Below are 22034 nucleotides of genomic sequence, written 5' to 3'. Positions count from 1 at the left end.
CTCTCTCGTTCCGCTATGGTCATGGCGACGCGTTCCGGGTCCAGATCCTTTGCGTCGTCCAGCGATCTTCTGCCCCCCAGCCGTATTTGTAACTCTCGCGGCCGCGCAGAAAGTCGAACTCCCGTGCCCCCTCTCGGGCGGCTTCAGCAATGGCCTTGCCGATCAGGATCGCTCCGGGGCTCTCCTGAGCATAAGCGGGGTCGAAGCCACCGAGATAGGCATATGCGCGACCACGATGATGGAACCCGTAATACGCGCCAACGACAGTATCGCCGATCTCGATCAACCAGCACCTGGCCAGCCCGTTCGCGGCAAGGCGAGGCAGTGCACTCCTGTGGAAACCCTGTGCGATCTCGTTGAGTACACCCTGTCCGACCCAACGGGCGCGGTGCAGTCGGACCAGCTGGTCCATGAATGTCTTCGGATCGGCCTCGCATCGCTCGATGGCTACCCGCCCTCGTCGTTGCGCGGCTCTTTCGGCGCGGCGCAGTTGACGCCGTCGCCGGGAAGGTATCGAGCGTGCGAACGTCTCACCGCCGGCAAGCGAAAGCACTGGGCAAGCGGCATGGTTCGAAGATCGCCTCTCTATGACGTTCGGCAGGCCGAGGTGAAGGGAGGCAGCCCCGGCCGGCAGATCCGGCAAGATCCATTGCGACCACTCCAGCGACAGCGTGGCCTCGGCAATAGCGGCGCTTACAGCTGCCTCTTGGCTTGGCGCGCAGAGGATATCGAGGTAATCGCTCAGCGAAATTCCGACCGGCAGCAGTAGCCAGCCGGATGCGCACGCTTCGCGATAGAGGGGCGCCAGGCCGACAAGATCGTTTCCGCTCCACACGGCGATCGCGGAGAGATCACCGGGCGAGAATGTCTGCCACCACGGCAATAGCCAAGCGGGTGACTGGAAAGGCGTCGCGGAGGCGCTTCGGGACCATAGTGCCCACCAATGCGGCTCGAGGTCATCGAACGCAGCTTGGTCTCGGATGATATCGGCACGAAGGCCGCTCACCGCGCGGCCCTCGACGCTGCGCGCGAAGCGCCGAGCTCTGCCAGCGCCCGATAGACTTCCATATAGGCCGAGACCATGCGATCGAGCGAAAACCGGTCTCGCGCCTCTGCCCGGCATGTTTCGTTGTCGAGGTCGCCCGCGGCGTCGATAGCTATCGCCATCTCATCGATGTCATTGACCAGAAAACCGGTCTTGCCGTGCTCGACGATATTGGGCAGGGCGCCATTCGGGAAGGCCACAACGGGCGTGCCGCAGGCGAGGGCCTCCATGGCAACCAGCGAACTCGTTTCCGCGGCAAGGCTCGGAACAACCAGGCAGCGGGCGGAATTGAGGAGTCGCCGCTTGGCGGAAAACCCGAGCGGTCCCAGGAAGCGGCGCCGCCTGTCGAGACGAGGCTCCACTTCGTCGGCGAAATACTGAACATGTGTCTGATAGGGATAGAGTTGGCCTCCTATTGCAAGCGGCACGCCGGCTCGCTTCGCCGCGTCGATCGCCAGGTGGATGCCTTTTTCCGGGCATATTCGGCTCAACACGAGCGCGAAATTGCGACGCGACCGGGGATCGTTCAGCGCATTGACGTCGACCCCGTTTGGAATGGGCGGGATCAGCCTCGATCCTGCCGGCGCTGTGTTTTGCTGCGCGTCGGACACCGCGTGCAGCCACAGGTCGTCACGTGCCGGCCTCAGAACTTCTTGCGGATACCAGGCGAGCGGCAGATGCAGCGTCACGAGTGTCGGGCCGTCGTCGGGCAGATAGGCGTCGAAATCGATGCCGTGCAGGTGGACCACGTCAACCGGCCAGCGCGCCCGGGCGGCAGCGATCGCCGCGCGATGCGCGCGCTGGGCGCGGCTCTTTGCCGTCTCGTCGAGCGCGCCTGTTTCGGCAGGCGTCTCCACCAGGATGCCGGCAGTGCTGGAACCTTCGCAGGCGACGACGATGGAACGATGACCTTGCCGCACCAGCGCTCGATCCAGGGCCGACAGTACCTGCTCGGCGCCGCCGACCGCATTGAGGCCGACAGGCGCAAGCGGGTAGGCGACGTTGAGCACGGTGAGCGTCATGGCTGATCGAGCCGAAGTCCCTCAGGTTCGCGGCAGTCGTATGCAGGCGCCCGCCGAAAGCGCTCGACCGAACCGGAGAGTGGCGCCAACGTCAGGGTTTGCGTCACGCGGCTGGCCAGCATGGCTTGTTTTCGCCCTGCGGCGAATTCGGTCGGCGTATTTGACGGGTGATCGGCGGACGGCATGGTGAACTCACGCCGCCGAGACCCGCCGCGCGGGCATGGCGGCGTTGTGCACAGCCGGGGCATAGCGGCGGATCATGCTTGCACAGAATTCGGCGAATTCTTCGGGCATCTGTGGCGGGCTGGTGTGATGGGGCTGCAGGCCGCGATGTTCGGGCGTGAAACAAAAGGTGACGGTGACGTCGAAGTCGGTGAGCGCTTCCATCTGGCGATCAAACCAGTCGAGCGCGTTCGGTCTGAAACTGTCGGCCCAGGAAAGCCCCGTGCGCAGATTGGTGACGCCCAGGCGCTTCATCCAGGCGACGGCGTCGTCCAGCCGATGGTCCTCGAAATGAAACCACTGGACCAGCCCCATTTCCGGAGTGTGGCGCAGGAACTCCTCGAGTGCCGGCTTGGGCGTGCCATCCTCGCGCAGCAGGCCCATGTAGAAATGACGATAGTAGGAAGAGCCTTCCACCTCGCGATGCCGCGTCGTCGCTCCCCATGCGTGAGGCAAGTCGTAGAGGCTGTACCATTGCACGCGGGGCGCGTGGCCAAGCAGCAACTCCGCTGTCCGGCGCAGGCCCCAGAGCTGGACCTCCTCGGCGCCGAAACTCGACACCCCGACTTCGCTGATCCAGATCGGCAGATCGGTGACTTCGGCGATCTCGCGGAGCTTTTGCGGCCATTCATGAATCTGCCAAAGATTCCAGTCGAGCGGGAAGCCATGCACGGCAACGGCGTCGACGTGATCGAGTACTCCGAACCCCTTCATCAGCGACATGAAGCCGGCATCGATCGGCGAAATGCCGCCGAGGACCCGGGTGATCGCCGGGTTTTCGAGACCGATCGCATCGCCCGCCAGGATCGCCATGCTGGCGAAGCGGCTCCAGTCCGGATCGAGCTCGGGATCCCAATGGGACTTATTGTTGGGCTCGTTCCAGATCATGGCGGCTTCAATCATCGTTTCCTCCTTTCGCCGGATGGACTGCGCCTCCGCCCGCCGGCTCACCGGAGGCACGGCAGAAATAGACCTCGTCTTCAGGGTGAAGCAGGATCTCGAAGCCGGCGCTGCGCAGCATTGCCTCGATGCAACTGCGGTTCGGGATCCACCAGTTGGTCGGATCATCGGCATAGCGATGCTCGATGAAGTGCAGCTTCGGGAATTCGGGTCGATCGAACGGCTCGTGCGTCCAGAAAGGGTAGTTTTGTTCGAGCGCTGGGACCTCGCTGCTCCCGCGTTGCATGGATTGGAAGATCATCAAGTCAGGCGCGATGTGCTCACGGATCAGATCCAGGGCCAGCAACGGGTGGCGCAGGTGGTAGAAGACACCCATGAAGAGCACGATGTCGAAGGTCTCGCCGAGAGCGGCGACGTCGTATACCGAGAGCTCGCGGAACTCTATATCGCAATCCGCGATTTCGGCGGCGAAGCGCGCCTGCGTCAGGTAACCCACATCGAAGTCGATGCCGAGCACACGGTCGGCGCCCCGCCGCTTCATTTCGATCGAATAGAAGCCGGCATTGCAGCCGATATCGAGCACGGACTTGCCCGACAGATCGGCCGGGATCGCATCCGCGAACTTCTGCCACTTGATCAGGGGATAATTGCCAAGGAAATGGTCGGGAGCCGTCTGCACGCCCGCCAGGTCCATGTTGTGGAACCAAGGGCCCAGCGCGTCGATGCGACGGCGTATTTCCGCGGCGGAATGCAGCATGTTCAGGCTCCTTTGCCTGGCGAGAACGGTATTTGCGAGCGGCTCGACGGCACAAATATCGGCGTGCCGTCGTCTTTCGGCGCATCATTGTTTTCAAGCAGCCGGAGCGCGGTGCGGTAGCCGTTGAAGGTTCCGACATCCACATAGGCCGAGCCCGCCTTGACGCCCCAAGCCTCACCTCCGGCGGCAAGATAGGCATTGATCAGCGTTCCGAAATACTCGTCGCAGCCGTCCCGTTCGCGCCAGAGCGCAGCGAGTCGGTGAAAAATGCGGCCCGGCATCTTGAATGCTCCCCAGACCCAGTTCGTGACAGCATCCCGCTGCTTGACCTGGATCTGCTCGACGCGGCCATCCTGATCCACGGCCACGGCGTCAAAAAGCTCCGGCCGGTCGACGGGGAACAGCAGGAAGGACAGCCGGTCGTCCGGAAGATGGCAGAAGCCGTCCTCGGGAAACCAGATCGTGTCGGGCAGGCCGATCAGCACCGTCTCTTCTGGCGCAACGATCGGCGCTGCGCGGAAGATCGCGTCGCAAAGGCCGACCGGAGAAGGTTGCGCCACGAAGATGGCGACGGCGCTCTCATAGCCGGCCGCATAATATTCGAGGATGTCCGACTTGCCCGAGCCGATGATGAAGCAGATCCTGTCGACACCGTTTCGCACCATCCGGCGCACCAGATATTCGCTGACGGCGCAGGGACGTTCGGTTTGCCCGTCCATTCGACTGCCGACCGGCAGCAGTTCCTTGGAAAAGCCAAGCGGTTGAATGCGGCTGCCCCGCCCGGCGGCAGGCACGATACCCAACATCAGACGGCTTCCTTCAAAGGTTCGCTTGCCTGCGCCCGAACGGCTTCGTTCAGGATGCGGTCCAGTTCCGCAGCGCGGCGCGCCGATGTGTGTTCATCGAGGACGCGCTGGCGGGCCTTGCGGCGCAGCGCCTCGAGCTCCGCATCCGACAAACCGAGCGCGGCGACCACGTCGTCCGTCGAATGTGCAAGCACGATTTCGCTGCCTGGGCTGAAGAAGCTGTCGATGCCCGGCCAGTCATCGGAAATCATCGCCGCGCCGCAGGCTGCCGCTTCGAACAGCCGGCCGGATGGACACCAGCCCTTGCGCGCCATTGCTTCACGGGTGACGTTCAGCGTCAGGCGTGAGGAGCAGAAGAAGGCCGGATGGTCGGCAGGCGGCAGATGCCTGACAAAGAAGATGTTGTCGCTCCACGGAAAATCCTGCGGGTATTGCGCGCCCCCGATGATGAAGCGGCAACCCGGCATCCGCACAGCAGGCGCCACCAGCAATGTCTCGACGCCCGCCTGGCGATCCTCGGCATAGGTCCCGAGATAGGAAAGATCGCCGGTAAACTCCGGTCTGGGCTGCGCCGGCCGATGGCGGTCGGGGTCGACATGTCCGTAGAGCGGCACGACGAGACGCGCGCCCAGCATCGTCTTCAGTGCGTCCAGCGCCGGGCCGCCGGTGTAGCTTAGCACTAGGTCGAAATCGCGAAGGCCTTCGGGACCGAAATAGGCTGGTTGGTCGCCTTGCTCGATGCGTGCCAGGGTCACCGCGGTGTCGAGATCGTAGAACACCTTCAGTCCGCGGCAGCTCTCTTGCGCGAGGCGGGAAGCTTCAACGGCATCCGGGCAGTAGGAGGTAACTATCACGACGTCAGCTTCCCGGACCGCGACAGACGCGACCTGCGCGATCTCGTTCCAACGCGGGTAAAGCACGACCTCGCCGCCATCGAGGTGATGGAGATCCCTTGCGCCGGCATAATAGGGCACGTCGCGTTCGAAGAAGCTGATGGACCAGCCGAGCGGCGCCAATGCGCGTATCAGCCCGCGCCAGAGCGTGGCATGTCCGTTTCCCCAAGAGGAAGTGACCGTGAGGCCGAAGATCACCATCCGCATCGGACAGCTCCTGTCAGGCGGCTTCGTTCAGGCGAATGAGCTTTGAACCCCAGTCGCCATGGACGATGGTCGTGATCGAGGCGGGCTCAATGTCGAAACGGAAGCAGTCGCCGAGCTGAAGGCCAAGGACCTTGCACACCGCGGCCTTGATGACATCCGCATGGCTGATCAGCGCAACGCATCGGTTTGGGTGTTGTTGGCGCAGCGCATCCATCAGGCCGACAACCCGCTGCTGCGTATCCTGCATGGTCTCGCCGTTTGGCGTGCGTGCGTTCTGTCGCTGGTCGTTCCACGTCCGCCAAGTGGCATCGCCATTCAGCTCCTCGAATGTCTTGCCCGACCACGCGCCGAAATCGATCTCGTCCAGCTCCTGACGTATCGAGATCCGCTCGATGCCGCAGGCCACAGCGATAGGTTTCGCGGTTTCCAGGGTGCGCTTGCGTGGGCTGCTCAAGATCCCGGCAAGCGGCTCCTTCGCCATGCGGTCCGCCAGTTGCCGCGCCTGCGATTGGCCGGCGCGGCCGAGATCGACGTCGTCGAGGCGCCCCGGCAGATAGCGGCCGACATTGTCGTGCTCCGCATGCCGGATCAGAAAGAAGATCGTGGTCATTCGGCGGCGTCGAGCATCGGCTCGTCCCTGCCGGCGATGAAGGCAAGCGTGCGCAGACGGGCCTCGGCGTCGGTGAACTGCTCCGGTGGCGACTTCATGAAGTAGCTGCAAGGCCCGGTGAGTGCCCCTGCAATGCCGCGATCGAGGGCCAGCTTGGCGCATCGCACGGCATCGATCACCACGCCGGCGGAGTTGGGCGAATCCCACACCTCCAGCTTCAGCTCGGCATTCAGCGGCACACCGCCGAAGGTCGTGCCTTCGACGCGAATATAGGCCCATTTGCGATCGGTGAGCCAAGGTACATGGTCGCTGGGTCCGACATGGATATTGCCCGGTTCGAGCGGAACATCGATCTGGCTGGTGACCGATTGCGTCTTGGAGATCTTCTTGGATTCCAGCCGCTCCCGCTCCAACATGTTGAGAAAATCTGTGTTGCCGCCGAAATTGAGCTGGTAGGTGCGATCAATGCGCACGCCGCGCTCCCGAAATAGATTGGCGAGCAGCCGGTGAACGATGGTGGCACCCACCTGGCTTTTGATGTCGTCACCGACGAGGGGGAGGCCACGCTCCTCGAAACGCTGTCGCCACTCCGGCCGCGAAGCGATGAAGACCGGTATACAGTTCACGAATGCGCAGCCGGCTGCGAGCGCGCATTCGGCATAGAAACGGGTCGCCGCCTCAGAGCCGACCGGCAGATACGAAACCAGTACCTCGGCCCCGCTTTCCCGGAGGCTCGCGGTCACGTCGACGACCGGTTCATCCGCTTCCTCGATTTCATCGCGCAGATATCTGCCGATGCCGTCGAGCGTCGGTCCGCGTTCCACATCGACACCGATCGGAGCCACATCGGCAAACCGGAAGGTGTTGTTCGGGGCGCTGTAGATCGCTTCGGCCACATCGCGTCCTACCTTGCCCTTTGCGACGTCAAAGGCGCAGGCGACCTCGATGTCCTCGACATGATAGCCGCCGAGATCCGCATGCATCAGCCCCGGTATCGGCTCGTTGCTTTTTGCCTGGCGATAGTAGGTAAGGCCTTGCACAAGGGAGGATGCGCAATTGCCGACGCCGACGATGCCGATGCGAACTTTCTTCGATGTCACGAAACCGCCGCCTCTGCCGTTGGAGGTAAGTTCCTGGCCGCCGAACTAGGACTGGCAAGGAATGTTCCTTCCCGTCGGAAAAAATGCTGGGCGCGATGCCGGCCAGCGCTTTCGAAGAAGGGCGGGCGTGCGGGCGATGGAACCTCGCCCATCTTGCGAAGTTAAGGCGCGGGAGCGTTGTCATGTCCGCAAACACCGGCCTTCTGGTGGGCTGCGCTTTTTGGTTTCTTGCCAAGGGCAGCTGCTGGGCCGCAGCTGAGGAACTCGGGCATCAACGGACGGAGGTCGTCAAACCTCCAATCGCGTCGGTGAGTTTGGCTGCGCCGCAATTCTCGAACGTAGCCGCACCTCAAGACCCGCCGGGCGGTGGGCTTTCGCTGTTCCTGCGCAACGGTTGCGGCGCATGCCACACCATAAGAGGCACCGATGCCCGTGGAACGATAGGCCCGGACCTTTCCCACCTCGGGTCGCGAACAGCGATCGGTGCAGGCATTCTGCCCAATACGGAGGAAGCGATTGCGCGATTCATCGCTCGGCCTGATCTGCTCAAGCCTGGCGTGAAAATGCCGGCATTCGATATGCTGCCGCAAATCGAAATCCGGATGATCGCGCGATATTTGAAAGCCTTGCAGTGATGCGCGGTTCTCGTGCTGATCCTGGGGCAAAACCGTCCAGTGCCGCCGCCGAAGAAGATGACGTCGTTCGCGTGGCAAACCAGCCGATAATGATCCGCCTGAAGCATGTCGTGTTCGGCGCTGTCGGTTTGCCTGTGGTCATATTGCTTGGGGCATGGATCGGCTTCTTCAACGTCGGTGCCAGCAGTGGTCATTGGAAGGTGACCGCCTGGTTCCTCCAACTCGCCATGCGTTCGGCCGTGCGCACTTATGCATTGGCCGTGGACGCCCCGAAAACGCTCGACAGCCGGGGCCTTCCGGCGGCAGCCGGCCATTTTGCCAGGGGTTGCGCGATTTGCCACGGCGAACCAGGTGAGCCCCGCTCACCGGCGGTGATGCGGATGCTTCCGCAGCCGCCGGACCTTGCGCTCACGGTCGGAGACTGGACCGACGCTCAGCTGTTTAGGATCGTCAAGCATGGAATACGTTTCACGGGCATGCCCGCCTGGCCGGCCCGCGATCGGGATGACGAGGTCTGGGCCATGGTTGCGTTCCTGCGGGAGCTTCCGAAACTCGATGCAAACGGATTTCGGGAACTTGCCTTAGACGGATCGCAACCTACCGCTCCGGCGGCACTCGCGGACTGCACGCGCTGTCACGGCGGCAACGGCGAGGGCAGGGGTGGTCTCGTACCCGCTCTCGCCGGGCAGAAGGAAGCCTATCTGCTCGCCAGTCTCCAAGCCTATGCCAGAGGCGATCGCACGAGCGGCTTCATGGCTCTGCCGGTGACCGGCGTTGACCCCTCCGACCTGGCTGCGCTTGCCCGGCATTTTGCTGCGCTGCCGCCGTCACCGGTGGACCCTGATCGAGCTTCGGCGGAGGTGATCGGCAGGGGACGGCAAATCGCGGAAGCCGGAATTCCGGAGCGGAATGTACCTGCCTGTGCCGGCTGCCACATCGGCTCCGACAAGAATCCGCTCTATCCGCGCCTTGACGGCCAGCACGCCGCTTACCTCGAACGGCAACTGAAGCTGTTCCGGTCCGAGACCCGCGGCGGTACGCGATTTTGGCGTATCATGGCGACCGCGGCGCAACGCCTCACGGACGACGATATAACCGCCGTATCGGCCTTTTTCTCAAAGCGTTCCGAAGCTCCTCAATGAGGGGGATGCGCGGCTCGTGGAATCCAAAGCAAAAAGGGCCGATGCTGCACGGACAGGTCGGGATCAGCTCCAAGGAACTTTATCCCTTGCTGCCAGTTCCGAATGCGCACAGACGGCCGCATAAGGCGGACAGCCGGCTGAAGCGTCCTCCTCCGGGTGAACCACGCTGCATGGATTTCTGGCAGGCTCACGAGATGCAGAATTTCGGGGCGGGCGATCACTCCCGGCATCCGCCGACGTTATGGCGCATAGATGCCGCAAAACAGAAGAACGCCACCGACCAGGCAGAAGGCGAGGAATGCCCCGAGGTAAAATCCGGGCTCGCGGAAAATCCTCATGTCGCGTCTGAGACTCACGGCTCGGCTTCCTCGGCCTCGGATCGACCCAACAACACGGAACGGAACTGGAGAGTTCCGAATGTCCCGCTTTCTCCGTTTCCGAAAGTCTCCGAAGGGGGAGCGGCGGCGTTACCCGGTCTCGTCGGTGCTGCAGCCTGCATTCTCGTCTCGGGCTGCACCGACACGCAGTCGGTCCTCGATCCGCATGGCAGGCAGGCCGACGCTCTGGCCGTTCTGTTCTGGACCTTCACGGCAGTACTCGGCGTCGTCTGGCTCGTCACCATGACGGGGCTGCTGCTCGCGCTTGTGCACAGGCGCGGCAGTCGCGGCGAGCCTGCTGAGGCCCATCCAGCCGTCAAACCAGCAATGAAGGCTGCCTTTGCTGCTATGTTGGCGTCGAGCACCATCATTCTCTCAGGCTTGACCGTGCTCAGCTTCGGCGGACAAAAGGCGGTTTTCAGGAGCGGGGCAGGCGCGGCGCTGACGATCTCCGTTATAGGGCACCAGTGGTGGTGGCAGGTCCGGTATGAAGGAAACGACGGCTTCGAGACGGCAAACGAGATTCGCATTCCGGTCGGCAGCCCGGTCGACATCAAGCTCGCCACAGCCGATGTCATCCACTCTTTCTGGATACCGAGCCTCGCCGGCAAGCTCGATCTCATTCCCGGCACAAGCAACGAGCTCCGTATTGAAGCCGACAAGCCAGGCACATATCGCGGCCAGTGTGCCGAATTCTGCGGCCAGCAGCATGCGCATATGGCGATCTTCGTGGTGGCAATGGAGCCGAACCAATTCGAACGCTGGCGCGCCAATCAAGCCGCACCGGCAAAGCCGATGGCGCATCTTCCAAGACAAAGCGTTCTTGCTTCCGCGAGATCGTCTCCATCCGCCGCTCTTTCGGAGAGTTCGCAATGAGCCCGGCGGCCCAAGAACGTCACGAGACCCGTGACACCGATCTGGGTGACGAGGAACTGCGCGCGAGGCTGAGCAAGACCTGGGGCACGGCGCGCGGTCTGATCGGCGTTCTCTCGACGGTCGATCACAAGATCATTGGCATCCGGTATGCCGTGACTGCCTTCGCCTTCCTGTTGGCCGGCGGCATCATGGCGATCATCATGCGGCTGCAGCTCGCGCGGCCGGACAGCCACCTCGTCGGCGCCGAGCTCTACAACCAGCTTTTCACCATGCACGGCACAACGATGATGTTCCTGTTCGGCGTGCCGGTTGGCGAGGCGTTCGCCGTCTATCTGGTGCCGCTCATGGTCGGCACCCGCAACATCGCCTTCCCGCGCCTCAACGCCTTCTCCTACTACGTCTACCTGTTCGGCGGCCTGATGTTGTGGGGCGGCTTCGCATTGAGCATTCGCCCGGATGTCGGCTGGTTCTCCTACGTCCCGCTCGCAAGCCTGGATTTCACTCCAGGCAAGGGGCCCGATTATTGGGCGCAGATGATCACTTTTACCGAAGTCGCCGCGCTCGCGGTGTCGGTGGAGATCGTCGTCACGGTCCTGAAGCAGCGCGCGCCGGGCATGACGCTTGACCGCATTCCGCTCTTCGTATGGACCATGCTTGTCCATTCGTTCATCATCATTTTCGCTATGCCGGCGGTCATGCTCGCCTCGTCGATGCTGATCATGGACCGGCTGGTAGGCACGCAGTTTTTCAATGCCGATGCGGGCGGGGATCCGCTGCTTTGGCAGCACCTTTTCTGGTTCTTTGGCCACCCCGAAGTCTACATCATCTTCCTGCCTGGAACCGCCTTCGTGTCGGCGATCGTGGCAACATTCTCCAGGCGGCCAGTCTTCGGCTATCTGCCGATGGTGCTGTCGCTGATCGCGATCGGCTTTCTGTCCTTTGGCTTGTGGGTTCACCACATGTTCGTGACCGGCCTGCCCGAGGTGGGCGCCGCCTTCTTCACTGCCTCCAGCATGGCGATCGCAATTCCGAACGGCGTCCAGATATTCTGCTGGATCGCGACGCTCTGGGACGGCAAGCCGGTGCTCAAGACGCCGCTGATCTTCGTGCTCGGTTTCTTCTTCATCTTTGTCGCGGGCGGCCTCTCGGGCGTGATGCTGGCATCGGTTCCGATCGATACGCAAGTGCACGACACCTATTTCGTCGTCGCCCATTTCCACTACGTGCTTATCGGCGGCACTCTCTTTCCGCTTGTCGCGGCGGTCTACTACTGGTTCCCGAAGGTGACGGGTCGGCTGATGGATGAGCGGGTCGGCAAATGGCAGTTCGCGCTCGCCTTCATCGGCTTCAACACCGCCTTCTTTCCGATGCATCTGCTTGGCCTGCACGGCATGCCGCGCAGGGTCTACACCTATCCCGCGGAGATGGGTTGGGGCGGGCTTAACCTGCTCGCCAGCGCCGGTGCGCTGCTGTTCTTTGCAAGCTTTCTGCTCATGCTCTGGAATATGGTCGTCAGCGCCCGCTCGGGTTCCTTTGCCGGCCACAATCCCTGGGATGCCGAAACGCTGGAATGGGCGACCAGCTCGCCGCCCCAGCCCCAGAATTTCGACCGCATTCCCTACATCACATGCCGCTCGCCGCTCTGGGATCGGGGCGGCGATAAGGCGGTGGTCGGCGGTCTCAAGGTTGATGAGCGCGAACTGGTCGTGACCAGCCTCACCGAGGCTCGGCCTGACATTCGCGAGGAATCTCCGGCGCCGTCGATCTGGCCCTTTCTGGCGGCGCTCGCTACCGCCGTCGCCTTCATCGGTTCGATCTACACACCGTGGGCGATCACCTGGGGCTCGCCTGTCGTCGCCATTGTGCTGGTCGCCTGGTTCTGGCCGAAAACCACCGAGGAAAACGTTTAGATGGCCCGCAGCGTCATCGATGTCTCCGATTTGCCGACCTATGCCTTCGGCTCGCGTGTCACTCCCTGGTGGGGGACCTTCTCATTTTGCCTGCTGGAGGGAACTGGCTTTGCCCTTGGCATTGGCGGTTATCTTTACCTGGCCGTCACCAACAGGCATTGGGCGAAGGACGCGGTTCCCTTGAGTTTGGTCTGGTCCGCGCTCTTCACGCTCCTCCTTGTCGTCAGCGCGCTGCCGAACTTCTTGATAAGGCGAGCGGCTATGCGGGAGAGCCGGCGCTCGGTCCGTGTGCTGCTGCTGGTCATGAGCGCGATCGGCCTGGTGCTTATCGGACTGCGCGTCATGGAGTTCTCGGCCTTGCCGGTACGCTGGAGCGACAACGCGTACGGCTCTTTTGTCTGGCTTCTGCTCGGCCTGCATGGCGTGCATGTGCTGACGGACGTCGCCGACACACTCGTCCTGGCCGTGCTGATGTTCACCAGGCACGGAACGGGCAAACGCTTCAGCGATGCCGAGGACAATGCTTTCTACTGGTATTTTGTCGTGCTGTCGTGGCTGCCGCTCTACGCGTTGCTCTACTGGCTGCCGAGGCTCTGATGCGGGTCGTTCTTCGCATCGGTGAGGTGCAATTGCTCGGAGCGCTTGTTCGGCAGCATGCATGGCGCTGACGCTGGCCATCGCATTTGCGCATGGCGCGGATCAAGTGCCTGGTGGCGGCTGGCCCATCTCCGGCATGATCGTCATCCCGCTTGGCCTTGCATTGCTGCTCTACATCGGTGGCGTGTTGCGGCTTTGGCGGCAGGCAGGAGTGGGGCGCGGCGTCGCATGGTGGCACCGGCCTGCTTCGCGACGGGCTGGGCAGCGCTTGCTGCGGCCCTTGTGTCTCCGCTACACGAATTGAGTGGGCGCCTCCGCGTTCTACCTGGCGGCCGCATTGGTCCTGATGGCTCTTTGGATCGGAAGCGGATCACCCGCTGTGAAGGCCGGCAGCGCGAATTCCATGCGAAATTAGAGCAATCCAGGAAGGATGAGCGGCTTGCCTTCCGGAATTGCGTGAAAAACAAAGAGTAAAGCGCTTCGCCGTTTCCGTGAACCGCCCTCGTGCGACAGGATTTTGTCATCCGGAAGCGTTCAGGCAGCACGGGATTCGCGTTTCGACAGAGACATCGACCAGGTGTGGCCGGGCTATCCGGCCCCTCAAATCCTGCCCATTAGAACCAGGATCACCAGGATGATAAGTATGACGCCGACGAGGCCTGAAGGGCCGTAGCCCCAGCCCGCCGAATACGGCCAAGCCGGGATCGCGCCGATCAGCACCAAGATAAGAATGATAATGAGAATTGTACCGAGACCCATATCGGCTCTCCTTCCTGGTTTGCGCAATACCGGCCCGGCAGTCGCGAAAAATGGAACAGTGCCCCGGGGCCTCAGTCCAGCTTGCGCAGCATGTCAGCTTCCTGTTCGAGGATGCTGGCGACTTCCTCGCGCTGGAGATGCGTCATCATCAGACTGACGCAGCATTCGAGATACGTGATGGAGGCTCGTCGCAGGAAGGCGGCGGTTTCCGCGGCCGCCATCTGGTCGATGTCCTTGGCTGATCGCTTCGACTGCACGGTTATGTTCTCCTAACTGGTTGTCAGGTCCAACCAGAACCTTGGTCGGATGTTCCGCTCGAGCGAAAAGAACGTTCGCCGGATCCGCATCGTTGGAGCTGAGAGGTCCAGATCTGCCCGTCCCCGACTTGGCAGTCGATTCGGCCGGCGGCACCGTCGCCGTGTCGTCAAGATCGGCGAAGTAAACGATTGTCTGCAGCAGGCCCTGCCTGAGCGGCACCTTGGGCGACCAGCCGAGAAGCGTTTTCGCACGCGCTATGTCGGGGCGTCGCCGGCGAGGATCGTCTTGCGGCAAAGGCAGGAATTTCATGGGCGACCTGGTGCCGGTCAGTTCCCTCACCAGGTCGGCCAATTCGAGGATGGTGAATTCTCCGGGATTGCCAAGATTGACCGGCTGGCGTGGATTGGGCTCGATGTTCATGAGCCGCAGCAGGCCATCGACCAGATCGGTGACGTAGCAGAAGGATCGCGTTTGTCGGCCGTCGCCGAATATCGTCAACGGCCGCTTTTCAAGTGCCTGCATAACCAGATTCGAGACGATGCGGCCATCGGCAGGGTCCATTCTCGGGCCGTAAGTGTTGAAGATACGGGCGACACGCACATCGGCCATCTCGGCCCGCAGATAATCGAAGCAAAGCGTCTCTGCGGCGCGCTTGCCTTCGTCATAGCAGGCGCGCGGGCCGGTGCAGTTCACATGGCCAAGGTAATCCTCGCGCTGCGGATGCTGTTCGGGATCGCCATAGATTTCGCTTGTCGAGGCCTGCAGGAACCGCGCGCCGTCGCGCACCGCAAGCTCAAGCAGGTTGAGCGTTCCGATCACGCAGGTGCGGGTCGTGTGAACCGGATCGGCTTGGTACCGGGGCGGGGACGCCGCGCATGCCAGGTTAAAGATATGGTCGACCGGCTCACCGAGCTCGAGCGGAGTGCAGATATCCTGCTCGATCAGCCGAAACCGCGATTGGCCGATAAGGGGGGTGATGTTTTCCATACGCCCGGTAAGAAAGTTGTCGACACAGATCACGCGATGGCCATCGCCAAACAGGGCCTCGCATAGGTGCGAACCGAGGAAACCGGCACCGCCGGCGACAAGCACCGTCCGTGTCTGTTGAACCGTTCTTGAACGCCGCATCTCTACGTTCTCCTGTATGCCTGTCATGCTGCACTTTCGACGTCCAGATCGAGCAAGGGACGTGTCTGTGGCTGCACGAGCACTGACGTGAACTCACGTGCCCGAGCATCTCCGGTGTGGCCGTCGAGGACCAGCGAACAAGCCTGCCTGGCCATATTGAGCCTGGCGCGGTCCGACTGTTTCAGAAGGATTTCCGTCACATCTTCCGCGCTCGCGGCCGTCTGGATTGCCGAGGCCGGAAAGAAACTTTCCAGGCCGGGCCAGCGGTCGCTGATGATCGGCGTTCTGCACGCCGCGGCTTCGAAGAGCCGCACGCTGGGCGACCATCCGGCTGAGATCATCGAGGTGCGTGTCAGGTTCAGCGTGTAGCGCTGCCTGCTGTAGAAGGCTGCATGATCGCCGGGTGGCAGGTGCTCGATTCGCTCGACGTTGGAAGGCCAGGCGATCTCGGACGGGTATTGCGAACCGGCAACCGCGAACCGTCGCTGCGGCAGCCTGCGGGCTGGCTCGATCAGCAGCGCTTCCAGCATTGGCTGCCGGTCCGCGCTGTAGGTACCGAGATAGCCCAGATCCCATTCGATCTTGCTTCCGATCCGATGGTGCCGCTCGGGGTCGACCGAGCAGTAGAGCGGCTCCGCCCGGCGCGCGCCGAATTCAAGCTTCAGGCGTTCGAGGGTCGGTCCCCCCGTGAAGGAGAAATAGACGTCGAAATAGGGGATCTGCCGACGCGCGAGGTAGTCGCAGTTGTCTTCGGCGACCCTTGCCAGCGTCACCGGAGTGTCGATGTCGTAGAAGCAGAATTGCCCGGTGCACAAGGACGCGAGATCGTCGATGATCGCTTTGCCTTCAGGTACGAACGAACCGATGACTACGACATCGGCAAGTCGAAGATCTCGCTGATGGTTGCGGCGGAGTTCCTCGACCGTGTCGTAATAGCGCAAATCGCAGAAATCGGGATCGCGCAGGTCGCGATGATGCGCATACCAGGGCACGTCGCGCTCCAGGAATGTGACGCGATGGCCGAGCTTGTTGAGCGCTCGCAGCAGCCCGCGGAAGGTTGTCGCATGGCCGTTGCCCCAGGAAGAGGACAACGACAGACCGAGGAAAACGATGTCGAGCGGCTTCGTCATTCCGCAGCCTCCACGGTCCGGCGCTCGAAATGAGCCTTGAAGATGGCGTCAACCAGCTCGGCCCTCAATGTGTAGGTGTGTTCGGCAAGAACGCGCCGAAGCGCCGCCGCGCCGATTCCCATCGCGCGCTCCGGCGTAAGCGTGCGCATGATTTCGACAACGTCGGCGCCGTCCCGCGCCACCAGGATTTCCTCGCCCGGCGTCAGGAACAACTCGATGCCGGCCCAGGCGTCCGTTATCAGGCATGCGCCCGCGCCGGCCGCCTCAAACACCCGCGTTGCTGGCGAAAATCCGTTGCTGGCCATGCTGTCGCGGCTGATATTCAGCACCGCCTTCGGCGTGACGTTGAACGCATTGTGATCTCGCGTGCCGACATGACCGAGCCAGGAAACATTCGCAGGCAACGGCTTGTCGCCCCACCCCGATCCTCCGAGCAGGAATTTCTGGTCCTCCAGGGCGCTGGCGGGATCGAGGAAAAAGGCCTCCACGCGCGCTTCGCGGTCCGGCAGGCGATTGCCGAGAAAAGCGAGATCGCAGGCGAAGCGGGGTTCTCGGGCGACGGGGAAATGTGTCTCTGGGTCGAGTGCGTTGTAGATCGGCACGCATTCGGCCGCGCCAAGCGCCCGGTAATCCCATACGACGGGATCGCCGCCGCCATAGGTCAGCACGAGGCCGATTCTCTGCAGGGCCTCATGGAGAGGATGATCGGAGTCGTTCCGCAGTTCATTAAGAGTTGCCGGGGCGTCAACGTCCCAGAACACCGTCAGCGCGTCGCTGCGGGAGTGGTCGAGCACGGCGCGCAACAGGGCCTCGTCTTCGAAGCCGACGCCGCTCGCCTTGACGACGATATCGGCCTGCGCGGCGCGGGACGCGACCTGCATCAGCGCATTCGGCGTCGCCTCGTAGACGACGACGTCGCACCAGTCGGGAACGTCAATATCGCGATGGTTCTGACGATCGAAGGCATCCGGCTCATAAAAGACGATGTCATAGCCATGCCGGGAAAGCGCCTTCAGCAGGCCCCGATAATAGGTGGCGGCGCCGTTCCAGTAGGATGATAACAGGCTGGATCCGTAAAAGGCGATTTTCATGCGGCAGCCTCCTTTGCTGTCGTGCTGTCGACCGCAGCGCGATTGCCGCATGCGGCGAGTATGTCGAACAGTTCGTCCACGCGGTGCCGGCAGGTGTGCCGGGCGAGAATGGTTTCCAGTCCGGCCACCGCCAACGCCTTTGCAAGTTCGGCGTCATGCAGCACATCGCGCAGGTGCCGACGCAATTCGGCGCCGTCGCGGGCAAACAGGAAATCTTTGCCGGGGCGGAACAGCCCTTCTACGTCAGACCAGGGTGCCGAGATCAGGGGAATGCCGCAGGCCAACGCCTCGAACATGCGGATCGTCGGAATGCCGGGCAGGTGTTCGCGGTAAGGCCGGCGCGGAATGTGCACCGTCACACGATGCTGCGCGAAGGTCTTCGGGACATCGGCATTGGCGATCCAGCCTTCGTGCCGTAACCCGGCGTCTGCAAGCGCGGCAAGCGCCTCCGCTGGATAGCGCACCCCGTGGACGGTGCCCGACAGGCCAAGCCCGCGGGCCGGCTCTATCAGGAACTGATCGATTTCGGCGCTGCGTTCGTCATCGCCCCAGTTGCCGATCCAGACCAGATCCGATTGAGGCTCGACATCGAGCTGCGGCCTAAACAAACGGTCGTCGGCTGCTTCGTGCCAGGTGAAAGCCCGTTTGCCCCAGCCGGCGCGAAGATAGCTCTCCCGCAACGCCTCGCCGAACAACAAGACGCCGTCATAATGCTCAAGGTTCAGTGCCGAGATCCACTGCGTGGCCGATACGGCGCGATGATGCGTATCGTGGAACAGCAGCGTGAAATTGCCGCCGTTGAGCTTGGCCCGGCCGATACGGGCGACAAGATCTGGATCGGTCCATTCATGGACGATCACCACATCCGCGTTCGCGATCCAGGCCTCATGATCGAAGGACGCGTCGTAAGTCACCGGTATCAGCTCGGGAAAATCCTTTCGGAAGCGTTCGATCGCGAAGGGGCCTTTCTCGGCCAGCAGGTTCGATCGGCTCCATCCGTCCGCGGGCTCGAGCGCGAATGCGTGATGTCCGCTCGCGATAAGTTCCCGCATGACGCCGCGCTGGAAATGCGCATTGCCATGGTTCCAGTCGGAAACGACGGAGTGGGTATAGAACACGAACCGCATGGTCAGTCCCCCGCGACGGCCATCGCCGCCCGATCGTAGATTTCGCGCATCGCCGCTGCCTGAGCCTGCAGCGAAAGTTGACGCGCGCGCCGAGCGGCGCGCCGGCCGAATTGGCGCCGCAGGTCCGCATCGCGGGCGAGGTGGGAAATGCATTGGGCAAGTGCGTAAGGATCGTGCATATCGAAGAACATGGCCACGCCGTCCCAGATCTCGCGATAGGTCGCAATGTCGGCGAGCACCAAGGGCGCACCCGAGAGCGCAGCCTCCAAAGCGGCAAGTCCGAAAGGCTCGTAGATAGAGGGCGAAACGAAAATGCTGGCCCGCGCCATCAGCCGCCGCGCCTCGGCGTGGCCGACCGGGCCAAGCGTGACGCAATGATCGAGGCAAATCCTCTGTCCATCCCCACTGTCGAGCGGGCCGGCGGCGTAAATCGGCCATTCGGTGATCGCGGCGGCGGCATCGAGCACCTTGGCGTTCTTGCCTTCGTCCCACCAGCGGGCGGCGGCGAAAGCGAACGATTCGCGGCGCGAATCCGCTGGGCCAGGCAGGGCGCCGTTGTGGATGACGCTCAGGCGCGAGATCGCTCCATAGCAGGACTCAAGCATGGCGGCGTGGCTGCGGCTGGGTGCGACGACTACCCCGGCACGGTCGAATCCAGCCCTGTTGCGATCCTTCTGCCACGCCCAGTCGCCCGCCACGTCTTGGCCGCGCACAGCACGCAACCACGTCACGACGCACGAATGCGAGACCACTACGAGGGGGCAGGGTAGATCGACCCTGGCCGCCTGAGCCGGTGCGTTGAGATGAACAAGATCCGCAGCGAAGGCTGTTGCGATGGTCCGCAATTCTCCGGGAAACCGATCGAGAGCGCTCTCGTCGTGCGTCATCCAGTCCGGCGGGGTTTCAAGCCATGCGAGCGAGGCGAACGATTGCACTTCCCGGACCTGTTCCGCTGAAGGCCGCGGTCCCAGCCCGGCCAGCAGGACGGTGTCACCGCCGGTAACAAGCTCGCGTGCCAGATCGAGCGAATAGCGCCAAACTCCGCCGACGGCGTCGGTGGTCATCAGGATACGCCTTGGGCGATGGATCAGCGATTGCAGCATGAGGACTCCAACTCGGCCAGCGCGCGCGGACGCTGGTCCTGGATGTCGCTGAATGTCCGAAACGAGGCGAGGTAATGCTCATGCGCGCGCTCCCACGCGAGATCGTCGGGCTCGCCCCATAGCTCGCGGTAACTGGGCGAGCTCGGGTAGGGATAGAGCGGCACCGGTTCGTTGGCCCAGACGCCGTTGTCGATGAGATGCTTGCGCCAATAATCCACCAGCGCCGGGTCGTCCTCGACCACGCCAATCAGATTGGCTTGGACGAAGGGAACGTGACGCCGGGCATCAACCAGCAGCGCGGCCAGTTCCTCCGTGCCCAGCCGGCAGCGCTTGGCCAGCATCTCGCGGCCTTCGACGGTCAGGCTTTCGAGGCCTGCTTCGATCGAAACACAGCCGGCCTCGCCCAGCAACTCGAGCAGCTCCGGTTTCCAAAGGTCGATGCGGGTCTGGACACCGAATTGGACGTCGCGGCCGATCAACGCCTCGAGCAGCGCCTTCTGCGGCAGGAAAATCTCATCGATAAAATAAACATAGCCGACGCCTTGCGCGATCAGGCCGTCAATCTCGGCAATGATGGCGTCATGGTTCCTGCGCCGGTATGTATCGCGAAAATCGATTTTAGCGCAGAAGCTGCAATTGTATGGGCAGCCTCGGGATGCCTCTACTTCCGCGCCGAAGCCCTTTTGGTTTGCATCGAACCGATGATGATGGTGTGCATGGGCGGCAATCCAATCGGACGGCCAATGGAGGGCCGGGTGGTCCAAGAAGCGGCTGACCGCGACGCCACCGTTGCTGGACGGCGCGTCGCCGTCCAACCATGCCGTGTGGGGGACGGCGCTCCAGTCATCGCACCCGGCAAGCTCGGCCACCACTTCCTCGCATTCGCCTCGCACGACGATGTCGACGCCAAGCTTGCGCAGGGTGGGGGCAGGAGTTGCCGAGCCATGCGGCCCGACGGCGACGGTGCGGCCACCGCGTCCGGCGAGATGCTTGAGGAACTCTGCCGGCACCCGCAACTCCGGGGGCGCGCAGCGCCAGAACAGGTAAGTAGGCGCCGTGGTCACCACGGTCATGTTCGCCCCGAACGCGGCCACTCGCTCGGCGAGCGCGGCGTTGTCGAGATCCTGCAGCTGTCCATCCAGCATCAGCACCTCGTGGCGGTTGGCTTCCAGCAGCGCTTTGCAGTAGCCAAGCTCCAGCGGCAGATGCGGCTGCCGGCATCCGAAATAGATGCTGTGCTCGTATGTCCAGCGCGGGTTGACCAGTGCGACTTTCATGCGACATACCTCGCGACTTCGGGGCGGGGCTGTACACGGTGCCGGCGCAGCCATTCGGCGAGGTCGCAAATACCCTCGCGCCATGGGACGCGCGCCCGCCAGCCCAGCGCGGCCTCTAGCTTGCGGGTATCGGCGACGAAGAAGGGCTGATCACCGGTCCGTTGCAGGTCGTGGCGGAGTGCGATGTCGCGACCTGTCATGGCGGCGATCTCCGACAATAGCGCGCGCAGGCTGACGGCGTTGTGCGGTCCACCGCCGAGGTTGAAGGCTTGGCCTTTGAGATCTTCGATCCTGGCGAGCACACCGCGATAGGCGGCAACCGCGTCCGATACGTGCAGGATGTCGCGCACCTGCTTGCCGTCGCCGTAGATCGTGATCGGCCGGCCGTCGAGCGCGCTGAGCAGGAAATGCGCAACCCAGCCCTGGTCCTCGGTGCCGAACTGGCGGGGGCCGTAGATGCAGCTCATGCGCAGCACCGCCGTCGGCAGGCCGTAGGACTTGGCATAGTCGAGGACATACTGGTCCGCAGCGCCCTTGGAACAGCCATAGGGGGTGCAGAAATCGAGGCCGATCGTCTCGTCCACGCCATTGGCGCGGATGGCTTCGTCGCCGGGAATGTAACGATCGGCGGCCTCGCGCACCGCGATCTGAGGCAAGCTGCCATAGACTTTGTTGGTGCTGGCGAAGACTACCGGCGCGTTCACCCGTCGCGCCGCTTCGAGCACGTTGAACGTGCCTTTGAGATTGATGTCGAGGTCTTGTGCGGGATCGACCAGGCTCGTGGTCACGGCGGTCTGGGCGGCCAGGTGGAAGATCGCCTTGGCCGGCGCCAGGGCTGAGGTCAGGCCGCTCCCGTCGCGGATATCAACGGTTTCCACGCTGAGCCGGCTGCCGTGCTTTTGCGCCAGCCATTCGAGGTTCTGTTCGACGCCGGGACGGCTGAAATTGTCGATGACCAGCACCGGCTCGCCGTCCGACAGCAGGCTGTCGGCCAGATTGGAGCCTATGAAGCCGCTGCCGCCGACAATCGCCACAGGCGGGTTGCGAAGGTTCCGATGCCGT

21 protein-coding genes and 1 pseudogene are annotated in these 22034 nt (G+C 62.9%); 6 read left to right on the top strand and 16 right to left on the bottom strand.

Annotated elements, in window-relative coordinates; all coding sequences use genetic code 11:
• Window positions 1-19: 19 nt before the first annotated feature.
• The 8 genes from P9273_RS27215 to P9273_RS27180 form a co-directional block, all read right to left on the bottom strand.
• Complete coding sequence (locus P9273_RS27215; protein WP_278051523.1) at window positions 20-1006, bottom strand: GNAT family N-acetyltransferase; 987 nt, start codon at window positions 1004-1006, stop codon at window positions 20-22.
• A complete protein-coding gene (locus P9273_RS27210; RefSeq protein ID WP_041003316.1) occupies window positions 1003-2067 on the bottom strand; it encodes a glycosyltransferase in 1065 nt (354 codons plus the stop codon). The genes P9273_RS27215 and P9273_RS27210 overlap by 4 nt, the downstream gene beginning before the upstream one ends.
• Before the next feature lie 192 nt (window positions 2068-2259).
• Window positions 2260-3192, bottom strand: a complete 933-nt coding sequence (locus P9273_RS27205) for a beta-xylosidase (protein WP_278051522.1) — start codon at window positions 3190-3192, stop codon at window positions 2260-2262.
• Window positions 3185-3946 (bottom strand): TIGR04290 family methyltransferase, encoded by a 762-nt coding sequence (locus P9273_RS27200; RefSeq protein ID WP_278051521.1) that lies wholly within the window; start codon window positions 3944-3946, stop codon window positions 3185-3187. Before P9273_RS27200 ends, P9273_RS27205 begins: the two co-directional genes overlap by 8 nt.
• Window positions 3947-3948: 2 nt before the next feature.
• Window positions 3949-4752 (bottom strand): nucleotidyltransferase family protein, encoded by an 804-nt coding sequence (locus P9273_RS27195; RefSeq protein WP_278051520.1) that lies wholly within the window; start codon window positions 4750-4752, stop codon window positions 3949-3951.
• Entirely contained in the window at window positions 4752-5852 is a 1101-nt protein-coding gene (locus tag P9273_RS27190; RefSeq protein WP_278051519.1) for a CgeB family protein, read from the bottom strand. Before P9273_RS27190 ends, P9273_RS27195 begins: the two co-directional genes overlap by 1 nt.
• 13 nt (window positions 5853-5865) lie before the next feature.
• A complete protein-coding gene (locus tag P9273_RS27185) occupies window positions 5866-6462 on the bottom strand; it encodes a histidine phosphatase family protein (protein WP_278051518.1) in 597 nt (198 codons plus the stop codon).
• Window positions 6459-7562, bottom strand: a complete 1104-nt coding sequence (locus P9273_RS27180; protein WP_041003328.1) for an inositol-3-phosphate synthase — start codon at window positions 7560-7562, stop codon at window positions 6459-6461. Before P9273_RS27180 ends, P9273_RS27185 begins: the two co-directional genes overlap by 4 nt.
• A gap of 182 nt (window positions 7563-7744) precedes the next feature.
• On the opposite strand from P9273_RS27180, the gene P9273_RS27175 reads away from it, so the two are divergent.
• The 6 genes from P9273_RS27175 to P9273_RS27150 all read left to right on the top strand — a co-directional run bounded on the left by P9273_RS27175 (window position 7745) and on the right by P9273_RS27150 (window position 13403).
• Window positions 7745-8197, top strand: coding sequence for a c-type cytochrome (locus tag P9273_RS27175; protein WP_278051517.1), 453 nt, complete (start codon window positions 7745-7747; stop codon window positions 8195-8197).
• An 89-nt stretch (window positions 8198-8286) separates the two neighbouring features.
• Window positions 8287-9339 (top strand): c-type cytochrome, encoded by a 1053-nt coding sequence (locus P9273_RS27170; protein ID WP_278051516.1) that lies wholly within the window; start codon window positions 8287-8289, stop codon window positions 9337-9339.
• A 170-nt stretch (window positions 9340-9509) separates the two neighbouring features.
• The gene (coxB, locus tag P9273_RS27165; RefSeq protein ID WP_278051515.1) at window positions 9510-10592 is read left to right on the top strand and encodes a cytochrome c oxidase subunit II; all 1083 of its coding nucleotides are present in this window, start codon (window positions 9510-9512) and stop codon (window positions 10590-10592) included.
• Window positions 10589-12502 (top strand): cytochrome c oxidase subunit I, encoded by a 1914-nt coding sequence (gene ctaD, locus P9273_RS27160; protein ID WP_278051514.1) that lies wholly within the window; start codon window positions 10589-10591, stop codon window positions 12500-12502. Before coxB ends, ctaD begins: the two co-directional genes overlap by 4 nt.
• On the top strand, window positions 12503-13099 hold the full coding sequence (locus P9273_RS27155) for a cytochrome c oxidase subunit 3 (RefSeq protein ID WP_278051513.1): 597 nt from the start codon (window positions 12503-12505) through the stop codon (window positions 13097-13099).
• A gap of 61 nt (window positions 13100-13160) precedes the next feature.
• Window positions 13161-13403, top strand: coding sequence for a hypothetical protein (locus tag P9273_RS27150; RefSeq protein ID WP_278051512.1), 243 nt, complete (start codon window positions 13161-13163; stop codon window positions 13401-13403).
• A gap of 296 nt (window positions 13404-13699) precedes the next feature.
• Here P9273_RS27150 and P9273_RS27145 read toward each other — a convergent pair whose 3' ends face one another.
• From P9273_RS27145 to P9273_RS27110, 8 genes and pseudogenes are all read right to left on the bottom strand, one after another.
• Complete coding sequence (locus tag P9273_RS27145) at window positions 13700-13858, bottom strand: DUF3309 family protein (RefSeq protein WP_041003338.1); 159 nt, start codon at window positions 13856-13858, stop codon at window positions 13700-13702.
• A gap of 423 nt (window positions 13859-14281) precedes the next feature.
• Window positions 14282-15244 (bottom strand): annotated as a pseudogene (locus tag P9273_RS27140) (UDP-glucuronic acid decarboxylase family protein); the annotation flags it as partial.
• 23 nt (window positions 15245-15267) lie between these two features.
• Window positions 15268-16374: a CgeB family protein gene (locus tag P9273_RS27135; RefSeq protein WP_041003342.1), complete on the bottom strand. Its 1107-nt coding sequence runs from the start codon at window positions 16372-16374 to the stop codon at window positions 15268-15270.
• A complete protein-coding gene (locus P9273_RS27130) occupies window positions 16371-17465 on the bottom strand; it encodes a CgeB family protein (RefSeq protein WP_041003344.1) in 1095 nt (364 codons plus the stop codon). The genes P9273_RS27135 and P9273_RS27130 overlap by 4 nt, the downstream gene beginning before the upstream one ends.
• Window positions 17462-18592, bottom strand: a complete 1131-nt coding sequence (locus P9273_RS27125) for a CgeB family protein (RefSeq protein WP_278051511.1) — start codon at window positions 18590-18592, stop codon at window positions 17462-17464. Before P9273_RS27125 ends, P9273_RS27130 begins: the two co-directional genes overlap by 4 nt.
• Window positions 18593-18594: 2 nt before the next feature.
• The gene (locus tag P9273_RS27120; RefSeq protein WP_278051510.1) at window positions 18595-19695 is read right to left on the bottom strand and encodes a glycosyltransferase family 4 protein; all 1101 of its coding nucleotides are present in this window, start codon (window positions 19693-19695) and stop codon (window positions 18595-18597) included.
• Window positions 19680-20972, bottom strand: coding sequence for a TIGR04295 family B12-binding domain-containing radical SAM protein (locus P9273_RS27115; protein ID WP_278051509.1), 1293 nt, complete (start codon window positions 20970-20972; stop codon window positions 19680-19682). Before P9273_RS27115 ends, P9273_RS27120 begins: the two co-directional genes overlap by 16 nt.
• Window positions 20969-22006 carry an NAD-dependent epimerase/dehydratase family protein gene (locus P9273_RS27110; protein ID WP_278051508.1) on the bottom strand — a complete coding sequence of 346 codons (1038 nt, stop codon included), beginning with the start codon at window positions 22004-22006 and terminating at the stop codon, window positions 20969-20971. Before P9273_RS27110 ends, P9273_RS27115 begins: the two co-directional genes overlap by 4 nt.
• Window positions 22007-22034 lie beyond the last annotated feature (28 nt).

The organism is Mesorhizobium sp. WSM4935, from assembly GCF_029625735.1.
In the GTDB taxonomy this organism is placed as follows: domain Bacteria; phylum Pseudomonadota; class Alphaproteobacteria; order Rhizobiales; family Rhizobiaceae; genus Mesorhizobium.
The sequence above is the reverse complement of the archived record's forward strand: the minus strand, read 5'-3'. Positions and strand labels throughout refer to the sequence as shown.

Bases quoted from the DNA above. Each gene is read 5' to 3' on its own strand.
- P9273_RS27210 (WP_041003316.1), bottom strand. From the start codon at position 2,067: ATGACGCTCACCGTGCTCAACGTCGCCTACCCGCTTGCGCCTGTCGGC.
- P9273_RS27205 (WP_278051522.1), bottom strand. From the start codon at position 3,192: ATGATTGAAGCCGCCATGATCTGGAACGAGCCCAACAATAAGTCCCAT.
- P9273_RS27200 (WP_278051521.1), bottom strand. From the start codon at position 3,946: ATGCTGCATTCCGCCGCGGAAATACGCCGTCGCATCGACGCGCTGGGC.
- P9273_RS27195 (WP_278051520.1), bottom strand. From the start codon at position 4,752: ATGTTGGGTATCGTGCCTGCCGCCGGGCGGGGCAGCCGCATTCAACCG.
- P9273_RS27190 (WP_278051519.1), bottom strand. From the start codon at position 5,852: ATGCGGATGGTGATCTTCGGCCTCACGGTCACTTCCTCTTGGGGAAAC.
- P9273_RS27185 (WP_278051518.1), bottom strand. From the start codon at position 6,462: ATGACCACGATCTTCTTTCTGATCCGGCATGCGGAGCACGACAATGTC.
- P9273_RS27175 (WP_278051517.1), top strand. From the start codon at position 7,745: ATGTCCGCAAACACCGGCCTTCTGGTGGGCTGCGCTTTTTGGTTTCTT.
- P9273_RS27170 (WP_278051516.1), top strand. From the start codon at position 8,287: ATGATCCGCCTGAAGCATGTCGTGTTCGGCGCTGTCGGTTTGCCTGTG.
- coxB (WP_278051515.1), top strand. From the start codon at position 9,510: ATGGATTTCTGGCAGGCTCACGAGATGCAGAATTTCGGGGCGGGCGAT.
- ctaD (WP_278051514.1), top strand. From the start codon at position 10,589: ATGAGCCCGGCGGCCCAAGAACGTCACGAGACCCGTGACACCGATCTG.
- P9273_RS27155 (WP_278051513.1), top strand. From the start codon at position 12,503: ATGGCCCGCAGCGTCATCGATGTCTCCGATTTGCCGACCTATGCCTTC.
- P9273_RS27150 (WP_278051512.1), top strand. From the start codon at position 13,161: ATGGCGCTGACGCTGGCCATCGCATTTGCGCATGGCGCGGATCAAGTG.
- P9273_RS27145 (WP_041003338.1), bottom strand. From the start codon at position 13,858: ATGGGTCTCGGTACAATTCTCATTATCATTCTTATCTTGGTGCTGATC.
- P9273_RS27135 (WP_041003342.1), bottom strand. From the start codon at position 16,374: ATGACGAAGCCGCTCGACATCGTTTTCCTCGGTCTGTCGTTGTCCTCT.
- P9273_RS27130 (WP_041003344.1), bottom strand. From the start codon at position 17,465: ATGAAAATCGCCTTTTACGGATCCAGCCTGTTATCATCCTACTGGAAC.
- P9273_RS27125 (WP_278051511.1), bottom strand. From the start codon at position 18,592: ATGCGGTTCGTGTTCTATACCCACTCCGTCGTTTCCGACTGGAACCAT.
- P9273_RS27120 (WP_278051510.1), bottom strand. From the start codon at position 19,695: ATGCTGCAATCGCTGATCCATCGCCCAAGGCGTATCCTGATGACCACC.
- P9273_RS27115 (WP_278051509.1), bottom strand. From the start codon at position 20,972: ATGAAAGTCGCACTGGTCAACCCGCGCTGGACATACGAGCACAGCATC.